The sequence below is a fragment of the Dethiothermospora halolimnae genome (assembly GCF_037577855.1).
Taxonomy (GTDB): domain Bacteria; phylum Bacillota; class Clostridia; order Tissierellales; family VENL01; genus Dethiothermospora; species Dethiothermospora halolimnae.
This window is the reverse complement of the sequence record NZ_JBAKFX010000003.1, coordinates 35656-49958: the sequence shown is the minus strand read 5'-3', so window position 1 is coordinate 49958 and position 14303 is coordinate 35656. Positions and strand designations below refer to the sequence as shown.

Genomic DNA, 14303 nt, shown 5'->3' with positions numbered 1-14303 from the left:
TGGATAATGTCAAAAAAATTAAGTTTAATAGTTGTAATATTATTACTTAGTATTGGAGTTTTAGTGGGATGTGGGAGTGATAATAAAGATACAGAGGGAAATAGTGTAAAAAAAGAAGAAAACTATACTCCTGTTAATGTTGAAGATGTAAAAAAGAAAACTTTATTTAATGTAAGTACATTTAGTGGTAAAATAAAAGCGGATAAGGAAGTTATGATATTACCCAAGATAGTAGGTAAAGTTGAAAGTATAAAAGGGGAAGTGGGAGATAAAGTCAATAAAGGGGATATATTATTCACATTAGAAAAAGATGATATCCAAAAGAAAGTAAAACAAGCAAAAGTAGCATATGAAGGGGCCAAAGCTAACTTTGAACTTACAAAGGAAAAAATAGATAATGCCCAAAAGAACTTTCAAAGAACAAAGGAACTATATGAACAGGGGGCAGCTACAAAGGCTCAGTATGAACAGGCTAAAATAGCTGCATCTAATAATTCTCTTGAAGCTGCTAAAACTCAAGTAGAACAGGCAAAGGTGACCTATCAACAAGCATTAGATGCTATTGATAATACTAATATTAGTTCTCCTATAAGTGGTGTGATTTCAATGGTTAATATTGAAGAAGGAGAGTTTGCAACAAATACTCAGCCATCTATGACTATAGTTAATGCAAATAAAGTGTATGTAGAGATAAATGTAACTGAAGACATAATAAATGAAATTTACAAGGGGATGGAGGTTAATATAGATATACCTTCTGTTCCTTTAAAAGATGTAACTGGAAAAATAAATACGGTTAGTCCATCAGTAAATCAAAGGATTCAGTTATATCCAGTTAAAATATATGTGGATAATGAAAATGGAAAAATAAAACCGGGAATGTTCTCTAAAGTTGATATTAAAACTAATGTAAGAGAGGACGTAATATCAGTAAAAAGCGAAGCCGTTGTAAAGGATGAAGGAGAAGATATTATATATATAGTAGAAGAAAATAGAGCTGTAAGAAGAAAAGTAAAAACGGGGTTGGATACAGGAGAATATATAGAGATAGTGGAAGGTGTAAATGAAGGAGAAAAAGTTATAGTTAAAGGACAAAATTATACAGACGAAGGGGAAAAAGTAAAAATAATAAGAGGTGAATAGTATGAATTTATCAAAGTTAGCTGTAAATAGACCTGTAACAATAATCATGATAACACTTATTATTCTATTACTAGGTTTTATTTCCTTGACTAGACTACCAATAGATTTATTACCAGAAATAGAGGTGCCAGTGGCTATAGTTCAAACAACATATAGGGGAGTAGGGCCTGAAGAGATTGAAAAATTAATTACTAAGCCTTTGGAAGAAACAATTGTTACAGTTGATAACATAAAAAATGTAAGTTCTGTATCATCAGAGGGAAGTTCAATAGTTATAGCAGAATTTAATTTTGGAACAGATATGGATTTTGCTTCATTGAAAATGAGAGAGAACGTAGATTTAGTTAAGGGCTATTTGCCGGATGGAGCCAATGATCCTATGGTAATGAAGATAGATCCAAATGCTCAGCCTATTATGAATATTGCTATATCTAATGGAGGGGATTTGGCAAAACTTCAAAATATAGCAGAGGATACTATAAAGCCCAGGCTAGAAAGACTAGAAGGAGTGGCTTCCATAGATATTATCGGTGGATATGAAAGAGAGATAGAGGTCTCATTAAATCAAAGAAAAATGATGGGATATGGGATTTCTATAGACTATATATCTAAGATAATAGGAGCAGAAAATCTAAATTTACCAGGGGGGAGGGTTACAAAGGGAAGTCAAGATCTTATAGTAAGAACTATGGGGGAATTTAAATCAATTGATGAGATAAAAAGGTTACCCATTCCCCTTAAAACTGGTGGAGTTGTATATTTAGAAGATTTAGCTGAAGTGAAGTTCAAAAATAAGGAGCTAGATGCAATATCTAAATTAAATGGCAATAAGAGTATAGGTATATCTATACAAAAACAATCGGGTAGTAATACTGTAACTGTAGCTAATAGGGTAAATGAAGAAATAAAAAATTTAGAAGAAGATTTAAATGGAATAAATATAAAGGTAGTTTTAGATTTATCGGAGTTTATTAAGTTATCAATAAATAATGTTATGCAAAATGCTATTATAGGTGCTATTTTAGCTATAGTTATATTATATCTATTTTTAAGAAATTTTAGGACTACTATAATAATAGGTACGGCAATACCTATATCAATAATTGCAACTTTCATACTTATATATTTTAATGATATTACACTAAATCTTATGACCCTTGGTGGATTGGCCTTAGGGATAGGTATGCTTGTAGATAATGCAATAGTTGTACTTGAGAACATTTATAGGTTTAGACAAGATGGTTACTCTAGAAAGGAAGCTGCCATAAAAGGGGCTAAGGAAGTTGGAATAGCAGTTACTGCATCTACTCTAACTACAATAGCAGTATTTTTACCAATAGTATTTATTGAAGGAATTGCTTCAACCATATTTAAAGAGCTGGCTCTTACTGTTACAATGTCCCTTATAGCATCATTATTGGTTTCTTTAACGATAATACCCATGCTATCATCTAAGTTTTTAAAGGTTGATAGAGAACAAGGAGAAAAACATAATAATAAATTTAGACTTTTTTCTATTATATACGATACCTTCGACAAACTGTTTTTCAAAGTTGAATCCATATATAAGAGAATATTGAAGTGGGCTATAACACATAGAAAGACAACAGTGTTACTGGCTATTTTAATATTTGTGGTTAGTATGGTATCTATATTTAGTGTAGGGGCAGAATTTTTTCCAAAAGTAGACGAAGGACAAATTACAATAAGTGTATCTTTGCCTCAAGGGGCAGAATTAGAAGAAACTAATAATATAGTAACAAAAATAGAAAATAAAATAAAAAATGTCGCTGAAATAGAATCTGTACTATCAAATATAGGTTCTAGCGGTGCTATTTCCTTTGGAGGAAATAATTCTAATAAGGCGAGTATAACAGTTAGCCTTATTGATTTAGATAAAAGGGATAGATCCACTTCTGAAATCGCCGATGAATTAAGAAGTAGGATTAAAGACATACCTGGAGCAGATAAGAAAGTTAGTGAAGCATCTAGTATGATGATGGGAGGAGCAGGAGGAGCTCCTATAAGCATAGATATTAAAGGTGATGATATAGACACACTTAAAACTATATCTGAAGATTTCAAAGATATTATTACATCAATAGATGGAACTAGAGGTGTTGAAACTACTCTATCTGACGGAATTCCAGAAGTCCGAATAAAAATAAATAGACAAATGGCATCTCAATATGGGTTAACTGCAGCCCAAATTGCAAATAGTGTAAAAAGTACTATATCGGGGACCACGGCAACTCGTTATAAGATTGATGGGGATGAGATAGATATAGTGGTTAAAGGAGATGAAATATTTAGCAAAAGTATTTCCAACCTAGGCCAGAGCTTTATTGACACTCCTATGGACATAAGAGTGCCCTTAGCTCAAGTATCAGATATCTCCATAGAAAGGGGACCTGTAGGTATAAATAGAGATGGACAGGTAAGGACAGTATCTGTAACAAGTCAAATTTTAGGTAGGGATTTAAAGAGTATAACAGATGATATAAGACTAAAAATAGATGAATATAATATGCCAGAGGGATATAGTTATGAATTTGGAGGAGAAAATAAAGAGTTAAATGATGCATTTTCAGACTTAGGTTTAGCTCTTATATTGGCCGTAGTTCTTGTGTATATGATACTTGCATCTCAATTTGAGTCTTTATTACATCCATTTAGCATAATGTTATCTGTTCCATTAGCATTTGCAGGAGGGGCATTAGCATTGTTCTTAACTAGAAGATCTCTAAGTGTGCCAGCATTAATAGGATTTATTATGTTGGCCGGAATAGTGGTTAATAATGCAATAGTGCTTATTGACTATATAAATACTAGACGAAGAGAAGGGGAAAATAGAACTGAAGCAATAATAAACTCAGGACCTATAAGACTTAGACCAATACTTATGACTACATTGACTACTGTTTTAGGTCTTATCCCGCTGGCATTAGGAATAGGTGAGGGAGCAGAGACCCAAGCACCTATGGCTACAGCAGTTATTGGAGGACTATTATTATCTACAGTACTAACATTAGTATTTATACCAGTTGTCTATACGTTGTTTGATGATCTTGCAAGATTTATTAAAGTAAAGATATTTAAAAGAAAAAGTGCTTAACAAGTGGTTATTCTTTGGAGAATTGTAAATTCTTCTGGATAATTTTTAGAGAGGAGAAGAAAATGATTAACAAAGAGGAACGAAGGGAGAAGATATTAGATTCGGCCCTAGATGTTTTTTCTCAAAATGGATATTACAAATCGAAAATTGAGGATATAGCAAAAGAAGCTGGTATAGGAAAGGGAACAGTGTATGAATATTTTGAAAGTAAAAAAAATCTTTTTCAAGAGTTAGTTATTTATACTTTAGATAGATATTTTGAAGATATTTATAAAATAATTGAACAAGAAGGTTTGAGGAATAGACTTTTAGCATATGCATTTTATCATGGAGAATCGATAAATAGGCATATGGATATGATGGAATCTTTGCCTAAAAAAAATGACATATTTTCTTCAAAGATAAAGTTATATATAAAAGAGTTTAGGCAAAAGGTCTTTATACTTTTAGAAGATATTCTAAAAGAGGCTATTAACAGAGGTGAGGTTAGAGAGGATTTAGACATAAATATAGCAAGCTTTATGATACTAGGAACCATAAATCAATATTATGCAGAGGAAATATTTTTAAATGATAAAAATGTGTATGATGTTGATCATAAAAAGATTGTGGATTTTTTAGTTGAAAGTATGTTATAATGACACTAAAAGGTAGGGTAAGCTATTTTTAGCAGCTCTACCTTTTATATTTTACAATAATTATAGAAGGAATTATAAGTTATATGAAGAATATTAACAGTAAGATGTTAATTTTGATTTGGCATTACTTTATAATATTAAATAGGATAGGAGAGATAATCATGTTTAGAGTGTTAATAAACCATAAAAAATTCATAATATGTATTATCATATTGGCAATGATGCCTACTATGGTTTACGCAAGATCATTTACAGATGTTAAAAAAGACTACTGGGCTTATGATTATATTGAAAAAATGAATAAAAATAAAATAATTACTGGTTATCCAGATGCAACATTTAGGCCGAATGATAGGGTTACAACAGTTCAAAGTTTGGTCATGTTATCTAGAATATTAGATATTAGTGATAATGAAGCTAAGATTATACAAGATAGATATAATGAATTTTTAAATAGTATAGGTGTTGATAATTGGGCTAAGAAGGGCATAGCTATTGCCATAGATAGAGACATAATAAGCAAAGAAGCAGTAAAAGAAATATATACAAAGGATAAAGGGAAATTTGCCAAAAAATACGAAATATGTGTATATATAACCAAAGCTATGGGTTTAGAAGAAAAAGCTAGGGAAAATAAAATAATTATACTGCCATTTAAAGATACTGAGAATATACCAGTCAAGTCTAGAAAATATGTTAAAATGATGCTGGATATAGGTGTTTTAAATGAACAGGGAAGTGGAGATGGGAAATTTAATCCAGATACATCTCTAACAAGGGCTATTATAGCGAAGATCTTAAGTGTTGCTGTAGATTATTTAAATGAAAATAAAGAAATAGATATGGAGGAAAATATAGTTAATGACAGCAATAAAGATACATATAGTGTACACGGTAATATAATAAAAATATATAATATAAGCGACAATTTATTTTTGAATATAGATGATGACGGTAAAGACAAAGTTTATAGAATAGAAGATGATGCCAAAATAAAAATTGATGGAGATATATCAAAGGTGTCGGATTTAATAGTGGGATTAAAGGTTGAACTAGAAGTTGATGATACTAAGAAAATAATATCCGTAAATGGAGAAACTATAGAGGATGAATATGAAGGATATGTATATAACATTGGAAAAAAGGAAAACAAAATTACTATAGAATATGAAAAAGGAAATGATGATATAAAAAAGACTTTTGTTGTAGATAGTGATGCTGATATTGAACTTGATAATGTTGATGTTAAGTTAAAAGATATAGATGAAGGCGATTATGTAGAAATACAAGTTAAAAAAAGTAAGATAGTGGATATAGAAGGAATAAGAGAGGACAAAGATGTAGAAGGATATATAACTGAAATAGAAATAGAGGATAATCCAAGTGTAATTATAAAAAACAAAGATGGACAAGAAAACAAGTATTATATATTAGATGATGTTTATGTGGAAAGAAATGATAAAAAAGTCAGGGTGGAAACATTAAGAGTTGGAGATCAAGTTGAACTTAAGCTAAAATACAATAAGGTTAAAAGTATAGAAGCAGAAGCTACAGAAGAAGATAATGAGGGTATAATTAAGTCAATAAATATATCTGAGTTATCTCAGATAACTATAATAGATAAAGATGATAAAAAAGTTACGTATGATTTGCCGAAAGATGCCACAATAGAAATAGATGATGATCTAGAAAGTATTTATGACCTAAGAAATGGATATTATGTAGAGCTTGAAGTGGAAAGCGGGAAAGTAAGGAAACTAGAAGCTGAGTCTAGGGATCATGGAGAAAGATATATTGGAATAATCGATGATATAAGTGTTAGAAAAGAAAAAATTGAGCTATATATACAATCCCCTAAATATAGAAAAGGAGAGTATATTATTATAATATTTGATGAAGATACTAACTTTATTGGATTAGATGGAAAGAGAATGAGGCCAAAAACATTAGATGATGACGATAAGATAGAAGTTATAGGAGAATATTATAAGGGTCAATTTGTGGCGAATACGGTTATTTTATCTGAAAAAGGGAATTAGATTTCACTATTTTGTGATAATAATAAGGATGGTAACAATACATCATAAAAGATATATTTTTAGATTTTATGATGTTATAATTATACGAACTAAATATAAAGGAGGAATAAATGTGATATCATTATTCGACAAATTAAATACAGCATCTATAGTGATAATAGGTTTTATATTAGCCATATTGGCAATAGCTGTAGTAGCTAATATAGTTATAAAAATAAGGTATAGAAAAGTAGGACATGCTTTAAATGGGATCAAAAAAGGGCATGAAGATGGGGAATCTAATAGATACTTAGGTTCTATTGTAAAAGATTATAAATTATCAGCCGGAGGTAATGTAGAGGATATAAATACCCAAGCTATAATAGAGAAACATTTTAATAATGAATATAAAGGCCTTCAATTTGGACAAAGGTTTGTGAATTCTAGTATTTCACTTATGATTATTTTAGGATTATTGGGTACATTTTATGGATTAACACTGTCTATATCGGATCTGGTACAAGTATTGGCAAGTACTGATAGTGGAGAGGTTTTAAATGGAGTATCTAATATAGTAGGGGGATTAATCGAATCAATTAAAGGGATGTCAGTTGCATTTATTACTTCATTATGCGGTATAGCATCATCTATAGTTATGACACTTATTAATATATTTTTTAGTATAGAACAGACTAAGGAATCGGTTATGGTAAACATAGAAGAATACTTAGATAATGTTATAGCACTTAAGTTTGCTAGAACTAAAAAATCAGAAAGTGCAATGGTTGTGGATGAATTGAAAAACACATTTGAAGATTTTGGAGGATCAATTGAAAAAAATCTTGAAATGTTAATAGGTAAATCTGTTAATAATTTAGCAGTGGCAACTAAAGAAATAGAAACATCTGCTACAGGGCTTATAGGTTCTATTAATACTTTTGATAAAGCAATTGATAAATTTAACCACAATACTAGAGACTTTTCTGAATTTAATCATCATTTAAAAACTAACATTGACAGAATGAATGTCGCATTTGCTGATTTTACAGAAGAAATGAAAACAAATACTAAAAATATAAGAAAAGATAATGAAGTGTTTAGTGAAATATCTGTATCTTTAGACAAGTTAAGTAAAAAAATAGATAATTAAAGTTGGTGATATAATGAAGAGAAGAAAGAGATATACAGAATATAATAAGGAGCATAATTTCTGGCCGTCATTTACTGATATGATGGTAACTATAGCCTTAATACTTTTTTTTCTTATAATTTTGGCCTTTGTACAAAATATAATATTTGATAGTCATTTAAAGGAAGCTAATGAAGAAATAAGTAAAAAAAAGGATAAAATAAAATTACTTAGAGATGAAGTAGATGAGATACGGGCAGAGGTTGAAAGGGGAGAAAAAATATTAAAGTTATATCAAAGAAAAACAGAAAAACAAAAAGAAATAATAGCAGAGAGTAATAGAGAACTTGGAAATCTAAGGGCTCAACTTAGGGATATAGCTATGCTTAGATTAGATGTATTAGAGAAGGTTAAAAAGTCCATTGAAGTAGAGTTAGGACAGGAAAATCAAAGAGGAGAGGAACTCCTAAAAATATCAGAGAATGGAAATATAATGTTAAATGAGGGGTTAATGTTTGATTTAGGGTCTTATGAAATAAAGCCAGAAGGAAAAGAATTATTAGATCAACTTTCTGTAGCCTTTGAAAATATATTGGAGAATAGAGATGTAAGAAAATATATAGATGCGATAAACATACAGGGGCATACAGATTCAAACAGTAGTCATGAATTTAATAGAGATTTGTCCACCAAAAGAGCTACGTCTGTTGTAAACTATTTATTAAATGCCAATCAAACTTTAGAAAAGTTATATGGAAGATATTTTTTAGCTAGTGGTTATTCTGAATTTAGACCAGCGGTAATAGAAAGAACAGAAGAAGATAGGGCAAGAAATAGAAGAATAGAGATATCAATAATCCTTAAAGATTCTAATGTTAGAGATATGATAGAGGACTATTTAGAGGGATCTATGGAGATATTTGAACAAGGAAATAAAAATTTAAATCAATAAAAATTATCATTTTATTCAAAAACGTTTGTTCTGTTGAAAAAATATCCCAATAGTGTATAATATAATTGTGAATTTAAATTAATATATTACTACGAGTGGGTGAAAAGTTGTGAAAGAATACAAAATGATCTGTGTTGATGATCAACTTGGTATAAGGATTCTATTAAATGAAATTTTTAAAGATGAATATGAAGTAGTTATGGCCGATTCAGGAAGTAAGGCTATAAATTTGGTTAAAGACTTTCAACCAGATGTTGTATTACTAGACGTTAAACTGGGGGATATGAACGGGGCAGATGTATTAGGAACCATAAATAGTATTAATTCAAACATAAAAACAATAGTTATGACAGGATATAATGATGATGAATCCTTAAAGAGGGTGGAGAAATTAAAGCCCCATATGATAATTAATAAACCCTTTGATGTAAATGATATAAGGTCAAAGGTAAAAGAAATTTTGTACTAGAATTTATAAAACTAGATGCTATAATAGGTCGCAGATTCCTGTGACCTTTCTTTTTTTTGAGAAATCTAGTATAATGAAGGGGAAAATAAAGAAGAGATATAAAGAATAAAGAATGAAGAATAGATAATGAAATTTTACGACCGTAGGGAGTAAAATAACCATAATTTCTTCTTTCTTCTTTCTTCTTTAAATGAAAAGGGAGGTCATATTATGGAGAAAGTTGTTATAAGAATGAGGATGAGTATGCATGATGCCCACTATGGGGGAAATTTAGTAGATGGTGCAAAAATGCTACAACTATTTGGAGATGTTGCAACTGAGTTACTTATAAGAAATGATGGAGATGAAGGTCTTTTTGCAGGTTATGAAAGTGTAGAGTTTACTGCCCCTGTATATGCAGGAGATTACATAGAAGCCGAAGGGGAAATCATAAAAAAGGGGAACTCATCGAGAAAGATGAAGTTTGAAGCAAGAAAAGTAATAAAGCCAAGACCCGATATAAACGATTCAGCATGTGACGTTCTAGAAGAACCTATAGTGGTATGTAAAGCTGTAGGGACTTGTGTTGTACCGAAGGGGAAGCAAAGAGGAAAGTAGAAAGAAGCAATATAAAAGCAAAGAATAAAGAATAGAGAATAAAGAATAAATAAGGAGATTTTACTCCCTATGGTCATAAAATTTAATTAAATAAAAACAAAGTGGTCTTAGGCCACTTTGCACCGCATCTATTCTATATTCTTTATTCTGTAAAAAAGTAGGGACAGGGCATGCCCTGTCCGGATGGATGATCATAAAATACTGGTCTGAAATGTAGAGGAATTTATTCTCCAGTACTTTATGAAATAAAAGTTATATAGCATAAAACAAATAAGAAATAAGAATAATAGGAAAATTTCCTGGGAAATATGTCGGTAATTATTTAAATATGATAAATAAAAAAGACGAAATATAAAAATAAAGAATGAAGAATAGAGAATAAAGAATAAATAATGAAACCTTCGACTGAAGTCGAAGTTATAAATTAAATAAAAACAAAGTGGCCTAAGGCTATTTTGGACGATATCTATTCTCTATTCTTTATTATCTATTCTTTAAATAAAAGAAGGGGGATCACTAACAATGGAAAAACTAATAATAACTGCTGCCCTTACTGGGGCAGAGGTAACTAGAGAGCAACAGCCTAATCTTCCATTATCACCGGAGGAGATTGCAGAGGCTGCCTATGAGGCTTATAAAGCGGGAGCATCTATAGTACATGTACATGCTAGAGATAAAGATGGAAATCCAACTCAAGATTATGAAGTTTATAAAGAGATAAAAGAAAAAATTGAAGAAAAGTGTCCAGTTATATTTCAACCATCAACAGGGGGAGCCACTTGGCATACCCCAGAGGAAAGACTACAACCGGTAAAGTTAAGTCCAGAGATGGCAACCCTTAGTTGCGGTACATGTAATTTTGGACCAGATGTATTTATGAATTCCCAAGAATATATAGATGAATTTGCTACAGAAATGAAAACAATGGGAGTAAAGCCTGAAATAGAAGTTTTTGAAAGGGGTATGATTAATAATGCTAAAAGATTAGTTAAAAAGGGCTTAGTTGATGCCCCAATTCACTTTGACTTTGTTATGGGTGTTCCAGGGGCCATAACAGGAGAGATTAGAGATTTATTATATATGGTGGAAAGCATTCCAGAAGGTTCCACATGGACAGTGGCAGGAATAGGTAGATATGAATTACCCCTTGCTACAACAGCAATAATGTTAGGTGGTCATGTAAGGGTAGGATTTGAAGACAATATATATTATAAAAAAGGTGAATTAGCCAAGTCTAATGCCCAACTGGTAGAAAGAATATCAAGACTTGCAGAAGAGTTGGGGAGAGAAGTAGCAACCCCAGAAGAAGCAAGGAAAATATTAGGGATTAAAAAATAAAGTAAAGTCAGTTGTGGGATTACGAATCCCCAACAACCGTTACTGGGGGATTCGTAATCCCACAGTTTCATGCAAGGCCTGAATATATTCGGGCCTATTTTAATGCCCTATGGGGGCCTTGTCCTAATAGATATTAAGAAAAATTAACAGGCCTACTGTCTACAAAATATATTGACAGTAGGCTTTATTTTTCAATATGTGACAATATATTTTTTATTCTTTGACAAATTTCATATGGATATTTATATAAATAAAGAAGGATTTTCTATCCCGTTGAAGAATTAAAATATATAAGGAGGTGGAAGGGTGTTTATTCGTAGCGATGTAGCTTTTGCTGTTAAATGTGAGATATGCGGGAAAGTCAAAGTACAGAAGATGTCCCTATTTGATATAAGAAAAGGTAAGGGGCTTAAACTATATTGTAACAAGTGTAAGCAGCATAATGCTACTATAAAAACAGTAGATTTTAAATCCTTCAGCATAGAAGTTCCTTGCTTTGCATGTCAAGACACCCATATTTTTAGATATTCACTTAAGGAACTAATTTCAGATAGAAAAATATGTAAATGTCCAGAAACAGGAATGGAAATATTGTTTATAGGAAAACATGATAATATAAATACAATAGTACAAGATCATAAAGAAGACTCTAATTTAACTATTAACGAGCTAGGCTTTTATGACTATTTCAACAATCCAGAGACAATGATGAGGGTTATAAATATAGTAAGAAAACTAGAAATGGAAGAAAAAATATATTGTGATTGTGGTATAGGTGATATAGATATAAACCTATTTCCCGATAGAGTAGAACTTAACTGTTCAAATTGTAATAGTATACAAGTAATATATGCTGAAAATGAAACAGATTTACATAATATAATGGATAAAGAAGGAATAACTATGCACAAAAATTCCTTTGGCTGTATAGATGCTATAAACTTTAGGGACTAGTTAATAGTTAATAGATAACAGATAATAGTCAAAACAAAAGTAGTTACGAATTTATTCGGAAGTTACGGTAAAAAATAATTGACAATTGACAATTGATAATTGACAATTTAAGGTGATTTTACTCCCTACGGTCATAAAATATTATATTCAAATCGGCTTCAGCCGATTTGCACCTTTAATTGTCCACTGTCAATTGTCAATTGTCAATTTAATAAACGCCCCATCAGGTGGCGGAAAAATCAGCTTGCTGATTTTATTAACTATTAACTATTAAGGGTGTCACATATAAACAATTATGTTATAATATATATATAAAAGAATAAAAAAGTATAATATAAATACAAACAAAAAAGGAGGAGTATTTTAATGTTAGTAACAGGTAAAGAAATACTTGATCATGCCCATGAGCATGGGTATGCGGTTGGAGCTTTTAATGTTAATAATATGGAGATAGTTCAGGCTATAATTAATGCTGCAGAGGAGACTAACTCCCCAGTTATTATGCAAGCTAGTCAGGGAGCCCTTAAATATGCTGGGGTTGAGTACATATCTGCTATGGTTAAGGTAGCTGCAGAAAAGGCAAAGGTTCCTGTAGCCCTTCATCTTGACCATGGTACAAATTTTGAACAAATAATAATGTGTATAAGAAATGGATTTACATCAGTAATGATAGATGCATCAAAGCATGAACTGGATAAAAATATAGAGATAACTAAAAATATAGTAGGAATAGCCCATGCAGCGGGAGTATCCGTTGAAGCTGAAATAGGTAAAATAGGTGGTACAGAAGATGATATCACTGTTGATGAAAAGGAAGCAACATTTACAGATCCCGATGAAGCAGAAAAGTTAGTTAAAGAAACTGGTTTAGATTCCTTGGCAATAGCAGTTGGTACTGCCCATGGCCCATATAAAGGAGAGCCTAAATTAGACTTTGACAGAATAACAACTATTAAAGAAAGATTAAATATACCTCTAGTATTACATGGTTCATCTGGGGTACCAGAGGAAAGTATTAAAAAAGCTGTAGAGCGTGGCATTAATAAAATAAATATTGATACAGATATAAGAATGTCCTTTAATGAAGCAGTTAGAAAGTTTGCCAATGAAAATCCAGATATTTATGACCCAAGAAAGTTATTAGGACCAGGTAGAGAAGCTGCTAAAAATATAATAGCTGATAAAATGAGAATGTTCGGATCAGCAGGGAAAGCTTGGAGGTAATATAAATGAAACTTTTTATAGATACTGCCAATGTAGATGAAATAAGGGATGTAAATGATTGGGGAGTTATATGTGGTGTGACCACAAACCCATCCCTTATAGCTAAAGAAGGAAGAGATTTTAAAGAGGTCATAGCAGAAATATCTGATATAGTAGATGGACCCATAAGCGCAGAGGTAATATCTCTAGAGTCAGAGGGTATGATTAAGGAAGCTAGGGAGCTATCTAAGATACATCCAAACATAGTAATAAAAATACCGATGACTAAAGAGGGTCTAAAGGCAGTAAAGATACTAAATAATGATGGTATAAAGACCAATGTAACCCTTATTTTCTCTGCTAATCAAGCATTACTTGCTGCAAGGGCAGGAGCTACATATGTAAGTCCTTTTATAGGTCGAATGGATGATATAGCGAATGAAGGTATGGAAATAGTTAAAGACATAGTAGAGGTATTTGCAATTCACAGAATCGAAACAGAAATAATAGCTGCAAGTATAAGACACCCTATGCATGCCCTAAAGGCAGCAAAGGCAGGAAGCCACATAGCAACGGTACCATACAACGTATTTGAAAAAATGCTAAATCACCCAATGACAGATAAAGGAATTGAAAAGTTTCTAAAGGATTGGGAAGGGGTTAAGTAATAAAGAATAGAGAATGAAGAATAAAGAATAGATAAGGTGCAAAGTGGCCAGAGGCCACTTTGTTTTAATTATAATAAAA

General features: G+C 31.3%; 12 protein-coding genes. All 12 read left to right on the top strand.

Annotated elements, in window-relative coordinates; translation table 11 throughout:
• Nucleotides 1–6: 6 nt before the first annotated feature.
• Nucleotides 7–1143 carry an efflux RND transporter periplasmic adaptor subunit gene (locus V6137_RS02010; RefSeq protein WP_425446208.1) on the top strand — a complete coding sequence of 379 codons (1137 nt, stop codon included), beginning with the start codon at nucleotides 7–9 and terminating at the stop codon, nucleotides 1141–1143.
• A gap of 1 nt (nucleotide 1144) precedes the next feature.
• Complete coding sequence (locus V6137_RS02005; protein ID WP_425446207.1) at nucleotides 1145–4258, top strand: efflux RND transporter permease subunit; 3114 nt, start codon at nucleotides 1145–1147, stop codon at nucleotides 4256–4258.
• A gap of 62 nt (nucleotides 4259–4320) precedes the next feature.
• Entirely contained in the window at nucleotides 4321–4896 is a 576-nt protein-coding gene (locus tag V6137_RS02000; RefSeq protein WP_425446206.1) for a TetR/AcrR family transcriptional regulator, read from the top strand.
• A gap of 161 nt (nucleotides 4897–5057) precedes the next feature.
• Nucleotides 5058–6935 carry an S-layer homology domain-containing protein gene (locus V6137_RS01995; RefSeq protein ID WP_425446205.1) on the top strand — a complete coding sequence of 626 codons (1878 nt, stop codon included), beginning with the start codon at nucleotides 5058–5060 and terminating at the stop codon, nucleotides 6933–6935.
• Nucleotides 6936–7047: 112 nt separating this feature from the next.
• Nucleotides 7048–8064 carry a MotA/TolQ/ExbB proton channel family protein gene (locus V6137_RS01990; RefSeq protein ID WP_425446204.1) on the top strand — a complete coding sequence of 339 codons (1017 nt, stop codon included), beginning with the start codon at nucleotides 7048–7050 and terminating at the stop codon, nucleotides 8062–8064.
• A 13-nt stretch (nucleotides 8065–8077) separates the two neighbouring features.
• Entirely contained in the window at nucleotides 8078–8995 is a 918-nt protein-coding gene (locus tag V6137_RS01985) for an OmpA/MotB family protein (protein ID WP_425446203.1), read from the top strand.
• A gap of 109 nt (nucleotides 8996–9104) precedes the next feature.
• Nucleotides 9105–9464 carry a response regulator gene (locus V6137_RS01980; RefSeq protein ID WP_425446202.1) on the top strand — a complete coding sequence of 120 codons (360 nt, stop codon included), beginning with the start codon at nucleotides 9105–9107 and terminating at the stop codon, nucleotides 9462–9464.
• 210 nt (nucleotides 9465–9674) lie between these two features.
• Nucleotides 9675–10061 carry a 3-aminobutyryl-CoA ammonia lyase gene (gene kal / locus V6137_RS01975; protein ID WP_425446201.1) on the top strand — a complete coding sequence of 129 codons (387 nt, stop codon included), beginning with the start codon at nucleotides 9675–9677 and terminating at the stop codon, nucleotides 10059–10061.
• A 522-nt stretch (nucleotides 10062–10583) separates the two neighbouring features.
• Nucleotides 10584–11399 carry a 3-keto-5-aminohexanoate cleavage enzyme gene (kce, locus tag V6137_RS01970; RefSeq protein WP_425446200.1) on the top strand — a complete coding sequence of 272 codons (816 nt, stop codon included), beginning with the start codon at nucleotides 10584–10586 and terminating at the stop codon, nucleotides 11397–11399.
• A gap of 306 nt (nucleotides 11400–11705) precedes the next feature.
• Nucleotides 11706–12353, top strand: a complete 648-nt coding sequence (locus tag V6137_RS01965; RefSeq protein WP_425446199.1) for a hypothetical protein — start codon at nucleotides 11706–11708, stop codon at nucleotides 12351–12353.
• A gap of 366 nt (nucleotides 12354–12719) precedes the next feature.
• On the top strand, nucleotides 12720–13577 hold the full coding sequence (locus tag V6137_RS01960; protein WP_425446198.1) for a class II fructose-1,6-bisphosphate aldolase: 858 nt from the start codon (nucleotides 12720–12722) through the stop codon (nucleotides 13575–13577).
• A 5-nt stretch (nucleotides 13578–13582) separates the two neighbouring features.
• A complete protein-coding gene (fsa, locus tag V6137_RS01955; protein ID WP_425446197.1) occupies nucleotides 13583–14224 on the top strand; it encodes a fructose-6-phosphate aldolase in 642 nt (213 codons plus the stop codon).
• The last annotated feature ends 79 nt before the right edge of the window (nucleotides 14225–14303 follow it).

What these genes read in the sequence shown, in the direction of transcription:
- V6137_RS01995 (WP_425446205.1), top strand. Translation starts at nt 5,058, where the DNA reads ATGTTTAGAGTGTTAATAAACCATAAAAAATTCATAATATGTATTATC.
- V6137_RS02010 (WP_425446208.1), top strand. Translation starts at nt 7, where the DNA reads ATGTCAAAAAAATTAAGTTTAATAGTTGTAATATTATTACTTAGTATT.
- V6137_RS01960 (WP_425446198.1), top strand. Translation starts at nt 12,720, where the DNA reads ATGTTAGTAACAGGTAAAGAAATACTTGATCATGCCCATGAGCATGGG.
- V6137_RS02000 (WP_425446206.1), top strand. Translation starts at nt 4,321, where the DNA reads ATGATTAACAAAGAGGAACGAAGGGAGAAGATATTAGATTCGGCCCTA.
- kce (WP_425446200.1), top strand. Translation starts at nt 10,584, where the DNA reads ATGGAAAAACTAATAATAACTGCTGCCCTTACTGGGGCAGAGGTAACT.
- kal (WP_425446201.1), top strand. Translation starts at nt 9,675, where the DNA reads ATGGAGAAAGTTGTTATAAGAATGAGGATGAGTATGCATGATGCCCAC.
- V6137_RS02005 (WP_425446207.1), top strand. Translation starts at nt 1,145, where the DNA reads ATGAATTTATCAAAGTTAGCTGTAAATAGACCTGTAACAATAATCATG.
- fsa (WP_425446197.1), top strand. Translation starts at nt 13,583, where the DNA reads ATGAAACTTTTTATAGATACTGCCAATGTAGATGAAATAAGGGATGTA.
- V6137_RS01985 (WP_425446203.1), top strand. Translation starts at nt 8,078, where the DNA reads ATGAAGAGAAGAAAGAGATATACAGAATATAATAAGGAGCATAATTTC.